The 13,832-nt window shown below is 68.0% G+C and carries 11 protein-coding genes and 2 pseudogenes; 6 read left to right on the top strand and 7 right to left on the bottom strand.

Features of this window, described 5'->3' with window-relative positions:
* Positions 1 to 261 precede the first annotated feature (261 nt).
* Positions 262 to 2,502, bottom strand: coding sequence for an ATP-binding cassette domain-containing protein (locus ACGF5G_RS32985; RefSeq protein WP_393270232.1), 2,241 nt, complete (start codon positions 2,500 to 2,502; stop codon positions 262 to 264).
* A gap of 63 nt (positions 2,503 to 2,565) precedes the next feature.
* Here ACGF5G_RS32985 and ACGF5G_RS32980 point away from each other — a divergent pair, with 63 nt between their 5' ends.
* Positions 2,566 to 3,516, top strand: a complete 951-nt coding sequence (locus tag ACGF5G_RS32980; RefSeq protein ID WP_393270230.1) for a helix-turn-helix transcriptional regulator — start codon at positions 2,566 to 2,568, stop codon at positions 3,514 to 3,516.
* A gap of 182 nt (positions 3,517 to 3,698) precedes the next feature.
* Here ACGF5G_RS32980 and ACGF5G_RS32975 read toward each other — a convergent pair whose 3' ends face one another.
* A complete protein-coding gene (locus ACGF5G_RS32975; RefSeq protein ID WP_393270227.1) occupies positions 3,699 to 4,625 on the bottom strand; it encodes a tetratricopeptide repeat protein in 927 nt (308 codons plus the stop codon).
* Between the two features lie 367 nt (positions 4,626 to 4,992).
* Complete coding sequence (locus ACGF5G_RS32970; RefSeq protein ID WP_393270224.1) at positions 4,993 to 6,222, bottom strand: serine hydrolase domain-containing protein; 1,230 nt, start codon at positions 6,220 to 6,222, stop codon at positions 4,993 to 4,995.
* 749 nt (positions 6,223 to 6,971) lie between these two features.
* On the opposite strand from ACGF5G_RS32970, the gene ACGF5G_RS32965 reads away from it, so the two are divergent.
* The 3 genes and pseudogenes from ACGF5G_RS32965 to ACGF5G_RS32955 all read left to right on the top strand — a co-directional run.
* Positions 6,972 to 7,520: a hypothetical protein gene (locus ACGF5G_RS32965; protein WP_393270222.1), complete on the top strand. Its 549-nt coding sequence runs from the start codon at positions 6,972 to 6,974 to the stop codon at positions 7,518 to 7,520.
* Positions 7,517 to 8,236, top strand: a complete 720-nt coding sequence (locus ACGF5G_RS32960) for a hypothetical protein (RefSeq protein WP_393270219.1) — start codon at positions 7,517 to 7,519, stop codon at positions 8,234 to 8,236. The genes ACGF5G_RS32965 and ACGF5G_RS32960 overlap by 4 nt, the downstream gene beginning before the upstream one ends.
* 463 nt (positions 8,237 to 8,699) lie before the next feature.
* Positions 8,700 to 8,925: pseudogene (locus tag ACGF5G_RS32955) on the top strand (hypothetical protein); the annotation flags it as partial.
* A gap of 251 nt (positions 8,926 to 9,176) precedes the next feature.
* Here ACGF5G_RS32955 and ACGF5G_RS32950 read toward each other — a convergent pair.
* The 4 genes and pseudogenes from ACGF5G_RS32950 to ACGF5G_RS32935 form a co-directional block, all read right to left on the bottom strand.
* On the bottom strand, positions 9,177 to 9,680 hold the full coding sequence (locus ACGF5G_RS32950) for a hypothetical protein (protein ID WP_393270218.1): 504 nt from the start codon (positions 9,678 to 9,680) through the stop codon (positions 9,177 to 9,179).
* Between the two features lie 698 nt (positions 9,681 to 10,378).
* Entirely contained in the window at positions 10,379 to 10,834 is a 456-nt protein-coding gene (locus ACGF5G_RS32945; protein ID WP_393270215.1) for a hypothetical protein, read from the bottom strand.
* Between the two features lie 274 nt (positions 10,835 to 11,108).
* Positions 11,109 to 11,372: pseudogene (locus tag ACGF5G_RS32940) on the bottom strand (hypothetical protein).
* Positions 11,373 to 11,564: 192 nt separating this feature from the next.
* Positions 11,565 to 11,756 (bottom strand): hypothetical protein, encoded by a 192-nt coding sequence (locus ACGF5G_RS32935; protein WP_393270213.1) that lies wholly within the window; start codon positions 11,754 to 11,756, stop codon positions 11,565 to 11,567.
* A gap of 218 nt (positions 11,757 to 11,974) precedes the next feature.
* On the opposite strand from ACGF5G_RS32935, the gene ACGF5G_RS32930 reads away from it, so the two are divergent.
* Both ACGF5G_RS32930 and ACGF5G_RS32925 read left to right on the top strand, forming a co-directional pair.
* A complete protein-coding gene (locus tag ACGF5G_RS32930) occupies positions 11,975 to 13,123 on the top strand; it encodes a sensor histidine kinase (protein ID WP_393270212.1) in 1,149 nt (382 codons plus the stop codon).
* Complete coding sequence (locus tag ACGF5G_RS32925) at positions 13,120 to 13,776, top strand: response regulator (protein WP_393270209.1); 657 nt, start codon at positions 13,120 to 13,122, stop codon at positions 13,774 to 13,776. The genes ACGF5G_RS32930 and ACGF5G_RS32925 overlap by 4 nt, the downstream gene beginning before the upstream one ends.
* Positions 13,777 to 13,832: the final 56 nt, after the last annotated feature.

Raw genomic sequence — 13,832 nt, 5'->3', positions numbered from 1 at the left:
TGGTGCCGCCAAGCGATACGAGCGGTTCTCGTATCAACCCCAGCGTGGCAGCGGCCAGCCTGACCCCCACCGGCACGGCAGACGGCGAGGAACGTGGAGGACTCGACATGGTCAGCATGGTGGCAGAAAGCGCCGCGGGTGGCGGCGGCCTCCAGCGCATGCGGCGCGGCCCGGGCCATCCGCTATTGCCGCGAAGCGCTCGTCACCGAGGGGATGTCAGCGCCGGTCGCTGGCGTCCGGTCATGCCGAGATGAGTGCGACTCACGCTGGAGTGGCGACGTTGAGTGCTTGCGCGGTGGCGGTGTTGGTGATGCCTGCGACATGGCCTTGGTAGATGATCTGGCCGCCGTGCCTGCCGGCTCCTGGTCCGAGGTCGATAAGCCAGTCGGCTTGTCGTATGACGTCAAGATTGTGCTCGATGACGACGACGGTGTTGCCGTGGTCCACGAGGTTGTCGAGCGCGCGCAGCAGGATGTCGATGTCGCGAAGGTGGAGGCCGGTGGTGGGTTCGTCGAGGATGTAGAGCGTCGGGCTGGTCGGGTCGCCGAGCTCCTTGGCGATCTTGACGCGTTGACATTCGCCGCCGGAGAGCGTTGTCAGAGGCTGGCCGAGTCTCAGGTAACCAAGGCCGACGTCGTCGAGGTGGCGCAGGGCCTTCGTGATTGCCGGATCGGGGAGCCGGTGGATGGCATCAGTGATAGTGAGTTCGTCGACATCGGCGATGGACAGTCCGTCGACCGTGTGCCGCAGAACGTCAGGAGTGAAGCGTCGTCCCTGGCAGGTTTCGCAGACCGTTTCCTGGCTCTCCATGAAGGCGAGGTCGGTGTAGATGACGCCGAGGCCATTACAGTCGGGACAGGCGCCGTCGGAGTTGGCACTGAACAAGCTGGCTGGAACGTTGTTGCGGCGTGCGAACAGCTTCCGGATGGGTGTGGCGATGCCGGTGTACGTGATCGGGGTTGAGCGACGGTTAGTGGTGACCGGTTTCTGGTCGATCATGATGGCTTGGTGGCGGGCGGCGAGTTCGGTGGCGAGGCTGGATTTTCCCGAGCCCGCGACGCCGGTGAGCACGGTCATGACCTCGGTGGGGATGTTCACGGTCAGGTTCCTGAGGTTGTTGCGGGTGGCGTTGGTGACGGTGATGCTCCCGCGTGGTGTTCGTGGACGATCTTTGATGGGGCGATGCCGCGATAGTTCGGCCGCAGTCGGGGTGTCGGCTTGACGCAGCTGCGCGAATGTGCCCTGGAAGACGAGTGTGCCGCCCTGGTCGCCCGCTCCTGGCCCGATTTCGATGATCTGGTCGGCATCGGCCATGACTGCGGGGTCGTGCTCGACGACAAGGACGCTGTTGCCCTTGTCCCGCAGTTGCTGGAGCAGTCTCGTCATGGACGCGACATCGTGCGGGTGGAGGCCGACGGTGGGCTCGTCGAAGATGTAGAGCATCTCGACCAGGCTGCTACCCAGGTGCTTGACGGTCTTGATGCGCTGTGCCTCGCCGCCGGACAGGGTCGTGGTGGCGCGGCCGAGGTGGAGGTATCCCAGCCCGATGGTGATCAGGGCGTCCAGCCTTGCCTTCAGCGCGGCCACGACCGGCGCCACGTTCGCGTCGGTCACCGTCGTCACCAGTTCGACGAGTTCGTTGATCTCTAGGCGCGCCATCTCGCCAATGGTGAAGCCGAGCACGGTGGCCGTGCGGCTGGCCTCGTTGAGCCGATCACCGTTGCAGTCCGGGCATACGGTGGAGCGGGTGAATCGGGCAAGGGTTTCTCGCTTGCGGTCAGACATATTGTCAGAGGTCCGCAGGTAGATCCGTTCGAACCGTTCGACGACACCCTCGTAGCCCTTCGGAAATTTGGTGCCGAGGCGTGCGGCGTGTTCGCCGCCGAACAACAGCGCGTCGCGTTCGGTTTGGGCCCAGTCGCGCAAGGGTGTGTCAGCGTCGAATGTGCCGATGTCGGCGTACTGGGAGTACCAGTAGCCGCCGTTGCCGAAGCCGGGCAGCAGGATGGCTCCGTCTTTCAGCGACTTGTCCAGATCGAGAAAGCGGTCAACGGCACTGACGACGACTTCACCGAGGCCGGAGCATGTCGTGCACATGCCGGCGGGATCGTTGAAAGAGAAGTGGTTGGACTCACCGACCTGCGGCGTGCTCAGGCGGGAGAACAGAAGCCTGAGGTAGGTCCATGCATCGGTGATCGTACCGACCGTGGATCGTGCGTTCCCGCCGATGCGTCGCTGGTCGATTACCACCACCGGCGAGAGACCGTCGATCTGCTCGACCTCGGGCCGCGCCCACTTCGGCAGCCGGTTGCGGACGAATGGCGGAAACGTTTCATTGAGCTGGTAGCCGGCCTCAGCGGCGATCGTGTCGAACACCAACGACGACTTGCCCGACCCGGACACCCCCACGAACACCACCAACTGCCCGCGTGCCACTTCGACGTCGAGGGACTTCAGGTTGTTGGTCCGGGCTCCCCAGATTTCGATCTTGCGCTGTGACATGCGCGCAACACTACGAGCAGATCCGGTCAGGAAATGTCCGCGATTCCGGCGGATAATGTGCCCATGGCCGACGTCACCCAACGAGTCCTCGCCCTGCTGGCGGTGCTGCAGACGGGTCGGGCGTTCACCGGCGAAGAACTCGCGGCCCGCCTCCACGTCAGCCCGCGCACGCTACGCCGGGACGTCGATCGTCTCCGCGGCTACGGCTACCCCGTCGAGACCCAACCGGGACCAGGCGGCTACTACCGGCTCTCCGCCGGCAGCACCATGCCCCCACTTCTCCTAGAGGACGACGAAGCCATCGCGGCCCTCCTGGGACTGGCCACCCTCACCTCGATCGGCAGCGCCAGCGAGGGAAGCCTCGACGATGCGGCGACGCGCGCCTACGGCAAGGTCGACCAGTACCTACCCAAGCGTCTCCGCGCCCGAGCAGTGGCCCTCCGCGCCAGCCTCGAAACCACACAGGCCCTGGCTCCGAGCATCAGCGCCGGAACGTTGAGCGCCCTCGCCGACGCAATTCACCACCAACACCTCGTCACCTTCGACTACGCCGGCGCGACCAGACCTACCACGGCACGCAAAGTCGAACCGCACCGCCAGATCCACCAGCACCTGCGCTGGTACCTGCTGGCCTGGGACACCCGCAAGCGCGACTGGCGCGTCTTCCGTACCGACCGCATCACCAACCTGCGAAACACCGGCCGAGCCTTCAGCCCCCGCCCACTGCCCGCCGACACCGGCATTCAGTACCTCCGCGAGGGACTCAACAAGCACCAACACCGCGTCGTTCTGACTGTTGACGCTCCCATGACCGCGGTGGCGGACGCTCTGAAGTACCAGGACGTCGAACTTGAGCCCATCGCACCGCATCGAACCCGCGCCGTCCTCAGATCCGACTCATGGCAGTGGCTCCTGTTGAACCTGGCCTTCCTCGACGTGGACTTCACCATTCACGAACCCGCCGCCTTCCGGACGGCGTCTCGACGATTCGGTGTCCGACTCCGGCAGGCGTGACAGAACGCCCACTCAATCGGCTAGGACCGCCAACAAGGCTACGTGCACGGATTTGCCGCCGACCGTGCGCGCTGGTCTCCTACGCCTCGTCACCGTGGGTAAACGGACGGGCGAGGTAGGCAACCAGAGGCGTGGCGTTTGAGGTGGCGCCGGACTCGCGAACATCGAGACGGTGAGATGTCCTAGGTGCCGCGAGCGTGGGCGTAGTCGATGAGCGCCCGGCGGTACGGTTCGGGCACCTGCGGTGCCAGTTCGGTGAGCGTGTCCAGGTCGGCGGCCGATCCCGTCGAGCGGGCACGGTATGCGGCGGCGGCCGCCCGCATCGTGACGTCGTCCGGCTCGAGTTCCTCACCGCGAGTGGCCTGCGTGGCGGCCTCGGCGAAGTCGCCTTCCTCGGCGGCTAGATCGGCCAGATCGAGGTACAGCGACCAGTTGGCCGGGTCGAGCGCTAGGGCACGCCGAAAGGCAGCGGCCGCCTCGGCACGGTTGCCGACGTGACGCCAGGTGCCGGCGCGGACGACCTCGGTGAACATCACGCGCCGCACGGCGTCGGCCCGGTCGCACAGGGCGAACGATGCGTCGGTGCGGCCGCACACGCGCAGCAAGATCGCCATGCGGGCCATCGCGTCAGGGTCCGCATGGCGCTCGCAGACCGCCTCGATCGCCCGGAACCACGGGGCCAGGCACTCGCGGACAGCATCAGTGTCGAGGTCACGGTCGTAATCGCGGATACGCATCGTGGCCTCAGCGACGGCAGCCGGGGTTACCGCGCTGAGGAATCGCTCGTCGCCGAACCACGGCGCGGACGCCCACGGGACGTCGGGCTGGTAGCCGGTGACCGCGCCGAGCGACATCGCGGCCTCGTCCATGTCACCGCCCACGAAGGACAAGTAGGCGCGGGCTAGCATCGGTCCGATCGTGTTTGCCGCCGCGACGACGGCCGTGACCTCGGAGGGCAGCTCGCGCCGCAGGTTCTCCAGCGCCGAGTACAGCTCCAGATCGCGCGGATCGACGGCGACCGCTCGCGCGATGAAGCTCGTCGCTGCGGAGGGCGAGCCGCCGCAGTGGGCCATCACCTGGGCGAGGGCGAGCGCTCCCGTCGTCGACACGATCGACACTTTAGCGCCGGCCGGCAGCGCGAGCGACGAGGTCCGTACACCGCCAAAAGGGCGGTGCAGCCCCGGGCCAGGCGAACGCTGCGCAGGGCGGCTACGGCCAGAAGCCCGGCACTGTCGCAACGACTGCAGCCGTACAACGCCGTTGATCGGGTTCACTCATGTGCCGCGGAGCGGGCACTACGCAGCGCCACAGTCGTCTTCGCGACCGGCGCCCGGACGTGCCGATGTGCGCGCGTCGAGATGGACGGCAAGGCACGAGTTTGCCGATGACATGAGAATGGAGACCGGTTGGCCAGCCCGAGGCCCATTGACGCCCATGGTAGCGATCGGATGAGCCATGTAGGGCTGGCCACGATCGCTACGCGTGTGCTGCGGGGCAGAACGCCGCGTACAGTACCTGCATCTGGGCACCGATCACCCGTGTGGTGAGGGTGTCTCGGTTCTCGCCCCACACGGCAGCGGTGAGGCTGAGCTGACGCGAACCGTCGGCGGCGGTAAACGCTAGGCCGACGAAGCCGGGGCCGCCACCGCCGTGCCCGATGATCCGAACGCCGCAGTCAAGGGTGGCAATTTCGACGCCCAAGCCGAACCCGAACCCGGCGGGGTCGGTCATCTGCTGCAACTCGGTCGGGCGCAGCAGCCGGCCGGTGGTCAGGGTGTGGAAGAACCGGTTGAGGTCCGAGGTGGTCGAGATGACCTCGCCGGCGGCGCCGGCCATGGACGGGTTCATGATGGTCACGTCTACCGGTGGAGCGTCGACGGCGCCGGTGGCACCGACGTACACGTGCGCGTGCGGGCCGATGATGGACGGGAAAGTTCCCGGCATCGAGGTACCGCTCAGGCCAAGTGGTCCAATGATCCGCCGCTGGATCTCCTCGCCGTACGGGCGTCCGGTCACCTTGCCGATCACCATGCCCAGCAGAATGTAGTCGGTGTTGGAGTACTGCTGCTGACTGCCCGGCGTGAACTGCGACCCATGCGCGTTGGCGATGTCGACAAGCTGACGGGCAGTGAACGTGGTGAACCGGATGCCGAGCACCTGGTCGTCGCTTGGCAGCAGGTCCCAGGTGTAGTCGTAGACCCCGCTGGTGTGTCGGAGCAGGTCGCGTATCGTGACGGCCTGCCCGTTGGGCAGCACGCCCGGCAACCAGTGCTCGACCGGGTCGCTCAGCGCCATTCGGCCCTCACCGACCAATTGCAGGATCACGGTGGCCACGAACGTTTTCGTGACGCTTCCCGCCCGGTAGCGGCCGCCTGCCGGTGCCGGGACTTTGCCACCCAACTCGGTGGTGCCTGCGCTGAATCGCTCTACCGACGAGCCCTCGCGTAGTTCGGCGATCGCCGAAACGACGTCGACCTGTGCCATGGCCTCGAACTTCGCCCGCAGGGTCGACCACTTGGCCGACGATTGCGTCGGCGCCGCTGCGGACACCCCTGCCCACAACATGACTATCGCGGTCGCCAGGATGGCGACCTTCGTTGTTCTCCGCGTGTTCACACTGCTCCCCAGTTGGCAGATACCTGCGACATGCATGTACTTCGTTGTGATCATTCCGGCGAAGACCGGCCGGCACATCCAGGTGGCCAACTAAGGGTTCACACCCAACGGCAATCCACGCCTGCCACTGAGCGGTGTACGGTCGCTTGCGCCATCGTGTCGCCCGCAACTCTCGGTACCGATTCGCATCACGCCGCTTGGCGACACGTCCGGACTGATCAGAGCCCCTCTGTAGCAGGGCGTGCTCGACGAACCGCGACTGTTGCCAAGGCCGCGGCTGCAGCCTTGCCCGACGACCCATTCGCGTCAAAGGCACTGAGCCTGATCTCCACGTCGTTCCGCCACGCGCAGACGTTGCAGAATGCGACGCCAGCAAAGCAGCCTGCGGCCGGTCGGCCGGGCCGACCACATCACCATCGTCGATGACGAGCACGAGTAGCGCAACGACGCAAGGCTGGTCGGTCCGCGCTCCTGGCTAACGCATCCTCAAGTAGCCGCTGACCGAGCGGTCCGGTAGCCAGGCGTCATGAGCAGCCGCCGGCTTCAGGAGAGCATGCTAGAGCCCCCTCATGTTGGGCTGGCGAATACAGCAGGTAACGAATACCACGCACCGCCAGGCGCTTGGCCGGACATCCCGTGTACGACGTGCCGCTGCTGCTCGGCGAGGAGGAGAGCTACTTCGGTGAGGCGTGAGGGTAAACAGTCGCCGGTCCCGTGTGCCACGATCGGCCGCTGCGAGCAGACCACGAAGGCCACAGCCGACGTCGCCGGCTGCGAGGGCCAAGGTAGAGGGCCACGCACTGGCTCGGCATCCCGACGAGGTACGGGTGCCACGAGCGATGGCCAGCGTCCGCCTGGCGCGCTGGCTGAGCCGGCCGGTACCGACCGCTGACGACCTCGGCGAGTTGGCGGCTCGGCAGCGAGACGAGGACGCCTGGGCCGACCGAGCCGCCGCCGAGGCGTGGACCGGGGTGGACGACGAAACGCTCGCGCAGGGGCTTCGCGCTGTGCTCGAAGCGGCCCGGTTGCGGCGGGACGCCCACGACGAGGCGTTCGGCCGCGCGCTGGCAGCACAAGTTGAGCAGGATGCCCCGACCCCGGCCGGGCTGGTCCACCTGGAGGACCTCCTGCCCACGGTCGTGCTGCCGCTGACGCGGCAGCGGCCAGTGCTGCTGGTGGTGGCCGACGGGATGAGCCAGTCCGTCGCCACGGAGGTCATCGACGACGTCATCCGCCGCTACGACAGTTGGCTGGAATGCCTGCCGGGTGACCGGGACCGGCGTATAGCCGCCGTCGCCCCGCTGCCCTCACTCACCGCTGTGTGCCGGGCAAGCGCTTCGACGGACAACCACCTGCGTGGGGTCCGCCCGGGGCACGCGATCGGTTGATCGCGGAGGTGTCGGCGGACTGGTTCGGCGCCGAGTTGTTGCTGCGGTCAATCGGTGGTCGAACACTCGACGAAAATGGGCTCTCGATCCTGCTGAACGAGTTTGCCGGCAACATGTGGGTGATGATGCTTATGGAGTCGTGCAAGGAGATGGTGCGCCTGGCGTGCACGGACCCGAGCTCCCTGGGGCGGCCGCAGCAGAGTGGTCACCGGGGTTGGATGTACGGCGCCCGCAGAGACATGCTCTTTCACGGCATCCGCCTTGACCTGTGCGAAGCGTTCCCCGACGAGCCGGCGCAGCCCACCCTCGAAGAACTGATCCGTAGGGCCATGGCTTTCTTTGAGCTCAACTTTGGCGCCATGCTGGCCGGGTTGTCTCGGGCAGAGCGCACTTTGCGGTACGGTCCCCCCCTGCCGGGACTGGACATGCCCCTGCTCCAAACGCTCAATCCGCGCGCGGCCGACTGGTGGGATGCGCTGTTCCGTCCACTCGCGTCGGAACGTGCCCGGCAGTCCCCCTGGTTCGGATGGGCCACCAGAGAATTCGTCAACCGGGCCCGAGCCACTCACAACTCTCAACAACAGTCCGCAGAGCTCATCGGATACCTCGACCGGCTGGCACCGGACGAGGTCCCGCCCCCCGCCCGGCACCGACTCAAGTCGGGCCAGATCGACTGGTCGGGCATCCTGCCGCCCGAGCACCTGCCCCGTCGCTGAAGGGCAGCAGTCAGTGGCGTGACCAACATCGCCGCCACCAACCGTCACTACGCCCGAACCGTCATCGACTACTGGCCTCATTCGGCATCACCCAACGGCTTCGTCCGTCAGGCGGCCTGGCCGCCGACCACTCGCCATTGGCCGGCTATCCCGGATAAGGCCCTGTCGCTTCGTGGCCGGTGGGGGAGCAACCCCGGATTCCGCTGTACGAAGCGGCGGGCCTGGTCGCGAGCCGAGGATGAGCTCTTGCTGGCGCCGGGGCTCGGCTGGGTGGTGGGGTCGGCCAGTCCGCTCGGTTCGTGGGTCGGAGCGCCAGCGTTCTAGCCTGCCATCACGATGGTGCAACGCGTTGGCCTCAGTGACCACGTCGCGGATTTGTTTTGCGGCGCGGGTCGCCTGGTCGAAGTATGCGGCGCTGGGGAGCAGCGCCGCGTCTTGGGCGCCCGATCGCGGGGGAGAGCCCGTGGAGCATCTGCCGCTGCGCCCGCGATGGCTGTACCGTGTGCGGGCAGCCGTGGCCTTCGGCGCGGCGAAACTCGCTCTCCTCGCCGAGTGCCAGGACAACCGGACCCGTTCCTCTACCTGGCCGGATGTTTGCACGACGCGATTGACGATCTGCACGGCTCAACCCCGCTGAGACGGGCACCGCTGCTGTCATTTTCGACCGCTTCCTCGGCTGGCCCGCCCGCCCGCGACACCAACTCCTACGGCTTGACCATGGCCAGAGCCATCGAGGTCGAGGAAACGTGACATTCGGCGGCATCGGCCGCATCAACGCGAACGAGCCGGTTTCAGCGGTGCCGATAAGGGTCGCGACCAGGCCGCCAGCGCGGACGAGATCATCCCTCCGCCGGCGGGGGCAGCACCGCTCGTACTGTGCCTGCCGGCGGCCTCGGATCACCCCGCGTGTGCTGAGAACATGGCCGCTACGGGCTGGCTCCTAACTCGCTTGCACTTGCGTCGGAAGGTGGTCGTTGTACGTGCTCCTAGTTGTCACCGCCCGCAACTGGTCGACGGCTTCCTTCGTGTAGTTTCCCACCAGATCTAAGAGTTGAGCATCGTCGAGCGATTCGAGACTCACCACTACCGCAAGTCGCCGGAGTCTGCGGGCGGTGATGCGCAAGATGTCCGTCCGTGCGGCGCCGGCTCCCCCGGCTGTGATCAGGTGGCCGTGGGCTATGGCGCGGGCGACGCGTGGATGGGCACCGAGCGTTGGGCGCTCGAGGATTGCGACGGCCTCGTCCTCGTAGAGATGGGCTCCGAGGTCCTCGCCCAGGCTGTGAATGCGGGTCCATAGGCGTCGGAACACGTTACGGGGACGGCCGATGATGCGTTCGTATCCTGGCCGACGGAGCGGGTTGGGCCATCGCCAGAGCGCGACATCCGGCAGCAGGACCAGGCTGAGGAATGACCAGACCTCTTCGCTCGGCGCATCGGCGGGCACGATGGGGTCTGCCGGGGCCGGGGGTGGAAACTCAGGGCCAGACCCGACGTGGAGCGCGACCCCCGGCCCTGGTGCCCCTGCTGGCGCCCGTTGCCTCCGTTGCCCGGTGTCGGTGTGCCGGTGTGTGTTGCCGTTGCGCCCGACGCGGTTGTCGGCGGGTGGGGCACCGCGTTGTCCCACCCGGCCGGAATGCGGGTTTCCGTGCCGCCGGCCTGGGTGTCGAGGAGTGTGCCGAGGACGTCCGCCAGTCGTGAACCCTGTTGCGGCATCGGTGGTGGGCGCGGTCGCGTTGCCGGCCCGGCGGTCCCTGAAGATTCGGTCGATGCGCTGAAGTGCCTGGCTGACCGGGTTACGGGCGTACCGCTGCAGTTGCGCCAGCCTCGGCTGCCACCTGTCGTGCGTCAGTGGTTCGGCGCGGGCGAAATCTTCATCGAGTTCGGGGTCGGCGATGAACACGCCGCTGATGGCGTACCCGGTCGGAAGTGTGAGCGTGTAGCCGTTCGCGGCGTAGGTGGCGCAGTTGATGCGGGTGAGACGTCGCCGGGTGCGTTGGTGGAGCCAGCGTGAGCGGGCTTGGTGGCGACGGCGCAGACCGCGAGGGCGGCCATGACCAGCACGGCGGCTGCACCCACTTCACCCACCCAGCCCGCCGGTGTCCACCCTGGTCAGACAGCCAATGGCGGCTGCCGTACTATCGGCTATCTTCGGACCCATAACCTTCTGATCCGTAGGACTGTTTCGGCGACGACGCCGATGAGCGCGGCGAACTGGTATACGACGATGCTACGGCCGTATCCATCCTGGAAAACGGTCTCGGAGAGCGGCTCGTTGGCGAGAATCGCCTGGCGCAGCACGATGATGACGATCCAGCACGCGAGGGCCGGTATCAACGCGACCAATGCTGGGCGGACGACGATTGCCCACCTTGGCGCTGGCGCGCTCGCCGTTCGACAGACCAGTACCGCTCCGCCGACGAGGAAGAACGCGAAGGCGGCCATGTTGGTGGCGCTGGCGAGTGCGATGCCGGCGAGGGGACGGCCGGCGTAGAGCAGTAGCATCGCCCCGAGGACCAAAGCGCCAGTCACAGCGGATGGGATCCAGGGCCACCGCAGCCGGTCGGTCCGGGTGGGCCGGATCTCGATGTTCTCGGTCATACGGTCGACGCTAGCCAGCATCCCGCATGGTGCCGATCGCCGTTTGCCACGGTTCATGTACCGCGTTTGCGGTATGCCGGCTACGCCGGCGTACGGTTGTCGGCCGCCGAGGCGCTCACCCCCGGCGCTCACGCTGCCGTACTCCCGCGGCAGGATGACACGTCGGGGGTTCGGCGATGACCTGTACTTACTCCAGGTAGAGCGGCCTGTTCGGGCGAGCGGGCACGCGGCACCACGACAGCGGAGCGCGACTCCGGAACCGTGCACGTACGGGTCATTCGCTTCTGGGGGTGTCCCTATGGGTTTGGTCAAGTCCCAGAAGGGGGGCGACGTCAGCCGGTGGGCCTAGGCAGGTGGTGAGGTCGGCGGTGGTGGACATTTCGTAGTGGGTGCTGATGACAGTGCCTGTGCGATCTGGGCGATGTCAAGTTTGGCTTCGCCGCTGGTCCAGACGGTCAGCTGGGGCCTCGTGGTCGGTGGTGGTGCAGACAGACGATCCCGGCCGCTGACTCCGGGCGACACGCCGAGCCGCTGGTATCTCACTGGTCGCTGGTCGGCCGCGTACAACGAACTGGTCACATGATCGGCCCGGGCTACCACGGCACCCACACCCCCGGCGTGATCGTCCACCGGCAGCTACCGCCCTCTCCCGGTGCACTGGGCCCCGGCGTCGCGGCGTTACGTTGACCTCGGACGTCGAGGACCTCGACGTCCCAGCTGAGCCGGGGCCTCAGCGTTCACGCAGCCCGGTCAGTTTCTCCGGGTTGCCCAGATGGATGGCGTTGACCACGCCGTCCACCAAGTGCAGGCTGATCGCCGCCGCCGAGGCCCGCCCGGAACTGACAGCGATGCCCGGTCCGCCGTTGAGCTCGACGACCGGGTTGGTCGGATCCACCGGCATCCGGCCGGCGAAGGTGAGCAACGCCCGAGCGACCAGCTCCGCCCCGTGGATCGCCTTGCGCGGTGCCGGTGCCAGACCACCGCCGTCGCTGTTACGACATCTGCGGCAAGCGCCCTCAGCAGGCTGTCGAGATCGTCACAGGCACGGGCCGCCAGGCAACGAGACGGCCCTTCGTTGCATGCCGCCGGCTACCGCGTTCGTGGTACGTGGTCGCCCGGCCGGGTACGTACTGTTACGCCGTGCGGCGGTGGATGACGGAGGCCGGCATCGTGGTGATTACCGGTGCGGTGACGGTGTATCGGATCGGGGTGGCGGCGGTGGAGTCCGCCGACCGCGCGCCGGACGCGTGGGCGTACGGCCTCGGGCTGGCGATGGCGCTGGTCTTGCTGGCCCGACGGCGCTGGCCGGCCGCGACGCTGGCCACGGTGGGTGCCCTGTTCCTGGCCTACCACATGTCCCGGTATCCCGGTGGTGCGCCCGCCGCGCCGCTCTGGGTGGCGATGTACTCGGTGGCGGTCGCGTCCCGGCGTCGGTCCGGTCTGGTGGTGGCCGGGGTGTTCATCCTGTTGGACCTGCACGGGCGGATGTTGGTGGAGGGGGTGGGACCCCTGGACGCGACCCTGGACAGCTCGACGGTGGTCTTCGGGGCGACGCTGCTGCTCGGTGAGGCGGTCCGGGGCCGGCGGATCCGGCTGGAGTTGTTGGCCGCCGAGCGGGACCGTACGGCGGAGCAGCGGGTGATCGAGGAGCGGATCCGGATCGCCCGGGAGCTGCACGACGTCACGGCGCATACCCTGGCGGTGGTCGGTGTACAGGCCGGGGTCGCCGCCGAGGTGCTGGAGGACGACCCAGACCAGGCACGCGCCGCGCTGAACGTGGTCCGGCAGGCCGGCCGGGAGGCGATGGTGGAGCTGCGCGCCGCCGTCGGCGTGCTCCGAGACGGCCGCCGCGACCCCGGCCCCGAGCCGGGCGGCCCCGGCGGAAAGCTGGGCGACCTCCGCGACCCGCCGGGTGAGTTCAGCCCCGCGCCGCCGGCACCCGCGCTCGACCGGCTTCCCGCACTGACCGCCGCGACCGGCGCCGTGCTGCTCCACGACGGCGAGCCCCGGCCCATGCCCCGGGCTGTGGAGGCGACGGCGTACCGGATCGTCCAGGAGGCGGTGGCGAACGCGGTGCGGCACGCCGACGCCAACCGGATCGAGGTACGGCTCGGCTACCGTCCGGACGGACTGACGCTGACCGTCCAGGACGACGGGCGCGGCGCCGGCGGACCACCGGGCAACGGCCTGCGCGGCATGGCGGAACGGGCCACCGGCCTGGGCGGTTGGCTCCGGGCCGGCCCGGCCGAGGGCGGAGGCTTCCAGGTACAGGGGTGGCTGCCGGGATGACGATCCGAGTACTGCTGGCCGACGACCAGACGCTGGTCCGGGCTGGCTTCCGGGTGCTGCTGGAGCGGGTGCCGGACATCGAGGTCGTCGCCGAGGCCGCCGACGGGGACGAGGCGATCGGGCTGACCCGCGCACACCAGCCGGACGTCGTCCTGATGGACATCCGGATGCCCGGCACCGACGGGCTGACCGCTACCCGGCGGATCCTCGCCGACGAGCGGCTGCCCGGGGTACGGGTGGTCGTGCTGACCACCTTCGAACTCGACGAGTACGTCTACGCGGCGCTGCACGCTGGCGCGAGCGGTTTCCTGCTGAAGAACCTGGAACCGGACGAGTTGCGCCGGGCGGTCCGGGTGGTCGCCGCCGGCGACGCGCTGCTCGCGCCGGAGGTGACCCGTCGGCTGATCGCGGCGTTCGCCAGCGGACCGGAGGTGCCCGGCCTGCACGCGTTGACCGCGCGGGAGCGCGAGGTGGTGACGCTGATCGCGGACGGGCTCTCCAACGCGGAGATCGGTGCACGGCTCGGCATGAGCACCGCCACCGCGAAGACCCACGCCAACCGGGCGATGGCCAAGCTCGGTGCCCGGGACCGGGCCCAACTCGTGGTCTTCGCCTACCACGGCGGGCTGGCCGGGGTACGACGACCGCAGTAGTCCGCCGCCCACGCGGAGCGGATCCAGCGCCGCCCCGCCACCCATAGCGTCTGGTC

Source organism: Micromonospora sp. NPDC047730 (genome assembly GCF_043204765.1).
Taxonomy (GTDB): Bacteria; Actinomycetota; Actinomycetes; order Mycobacteriales; family Micromonosporaceae; genus Micromonospora.
This window is presented reverse-complemented; position numbering and strand designations above follow the sequence as displayed.